We start from the raw sequence: 2,029 nt of genomic DNA on the forward strand, positions 1-2,029 counted from the left end.
AGAAGGTATAGTTCGTACTGTTCTCATCTTCGATCATATACTGTCCATTCTGGATAAAGATGCGTGCGTGCATGCGCGAAACGCCTCCCTCTTCGCCGCCGTGAGGCGTGAGGTCGATGTCGGGAAAGATGTTACTGACCGCATCTTCGCGGCCAATCAAGATGTTATCCTTCCCGCTGATATCGAACTCCTGGTTGTCCGCCTCCACGATCAGCCGGGCGCGCAGAGGGGAACCTGCCGGCGCAGGAGCTGCTGCGGGAGCAGGGGTCGACGTGGCCGGTGCTGAGGGCGCCGCTGGAGCTGCTGGAGCTACTGGAGGGACTGGAGCACTCACCGCAGCGGGCGCTCCCAGCAAGCTCACGCCGCAGTTAGAGCAGAAAGCCTCGCCTTGAGGGTTCTGCGCGCCACATGAGGGGCAGGTTTGCATGCCTGGCTGCGCGGCTCCACTAGGAGCAACGGGGGCCGCCGGCGCTGAAGCCGCCGGCGCCGCTGGTGCCACCGCGCTCAACGGCTCACCGCATTCGTCGCAAAAAGCCGAACCATCCGGGTTCTCATGACCCAGCGAACAATACACTGGCATAATTCTACTCTCCTCCTCAAATCCGGTGTTTCCCCTGAAGCACGCCTTCTCGCCTCTGCGCGCGTCGGTGGCGCAGGTGGCGGGCACCTTCAGTCAATCCTCCCGTGCCTTTCTGCTGGTTCTTTCTGCTCTGTCGCGTACTATCAGGGCAGAATGTCGTCCAGGCGTTGTGTGAGCTTTCTCGTCTTATTGCCGATCGACTTGACCTGCTCCTGAGAGATTTGCTGACCTTTGCTGATCTGCTCAAGTGCTGCTTGAGTCTCTTCGTCAAGAATGCGTGTCACGTTAGGAGCCAGGCGTGTTGTCACCTTGCCGGTCCGCTTGTACTCATCCAACACGCGTGTGACAAGGCGCTGAGCATTAGCCTTCTCGGCGAAGTTCATCACGCGCGCGTTCACCTGCGCCGCTAGATTCGGGTCAGTAGTGAAGGTTACCTTAATATCTTCACGAATACGCTCGCCCACCAGATTGGCGATGGGCACATCGTAGGACAGCTCGGCCTGGGCGATACGGAAGAGGCCTGCCGGGCGCGGATCAATGAGCAATTCGACCAGCACGGCCTGCGGTGTCTCCTTCTCCAGGTCGCCCAGCGGGATCACCACCTGGCGATCTGAGAGCACCGATTGTCCAAAATCGCTGATAATCGGCAATACTTTAACGGCCTTTTTTGGTGTGACGCCTGTTGGCAAGCGTAAGGTGAGAACAGCGTTGCGTACAGCCACGGCGACCGCGCTCTGGACCTGCTGCTGGAAGATGCTCATAGCGTCAGCGGGATTCCTGATGAACTCCGCCGGCATGCCACCACTGAGCTGGCCGATGTCGTCAAGCAGGTTCTCATCCCAGTCTTGCCCGATGCCCAGCGGATAGATGGCGATCCCTGCCGCCGCTGCTTCGCGTGCCAGTTGGCGGCAGCGATCCGAGTCACCGTAAGTGACCCCGTCCGTCAGCAGGATCATGCGATTGACGGTGTTCGGAAAGCTATAGCGCCGCAATTCGTTGAGGCCCTGAATCATGCCCAGCGACATAGTGGTGCCGCCGCCGTCGCGAATGCGATCGATGGCCGCCTTCATCCCAACCTTGTCCTGAGCCGGCATCGAGGGAATAATCACCTGGGCTGTGTCGTCAAAGACAATCACCGAGACGTAGTCGGTCGGCTCCAGGTGGTCAATGACCATCTTGACCGCCTCTTTGACGTTGTGTAGCTTGGCCCCTTTCATGGAACCAGAGTGGTCCAAGACCAGGGCAAAGTTCAGGGGCAGACGGACCTGGGCCATCATCTCGGTGGGCTTGGCCTCCAGCAGAACATAGGCGAGCTGGCTCCCACCGGTGACCGGCATGTAGTCCTTCCCTAGCTGATACGCCAGCACTACCTCACCAGGCATAGTCTATCAGCTCCTTTCATTGGTGGCAGCCTTCAGTATATCATAGTGTTCAACGTACAAAGACCAC

At 59.0% G+C, this 2,029-nt stretch carries 2 protein-coding genes; both read right to left on the reverse strand.

The annotated features are described in order from the left end of the window. The coding region (locus IRZ24_RS19700; RefSeq protein WP_297168315.1) for a zinc-ribbon domain-containing protein at positions 1–580 on the reverse strand (580 nt) is incomplete at its 3' end. A 143-nt stretch (positions 581–723) separates the two neighbouring features. Continuing rightward, the gene (locus IRZ24_RS19705) at positions 724–1,962 is read right to left on the reverse strand and encodes a VWA domain-containing protein (RefSeq protein WP_297168318.1); all 1,239 of its coding nucleotides are present in this window, start codon (positions 1,960–1,962) and stop codon (positions 724–726) included. Positions 1,963–2,029 lie beyond the last annotated feature (67 nt).

Source organism: Thermogemmatispora sp., assembly GCF_019683755.1.
Classification (GTDB): domain Bacteria; phylum Chloroflexota; class Ktedonobacteria; order Ktedonobacterales; family Ktedonobacteraceae; genus Thermogemmatispora.

Bases quoted from the DNA above. Each gene is read 5' to 3' on its own strand.
- IRZ24_RS19705 (WP_297168318.1), bottom strand. From the start codon at position 1,962: ATGCCTGGTGAGGTAGTGCTGGCGTATCAGCTAGGGAAGGACTACATG.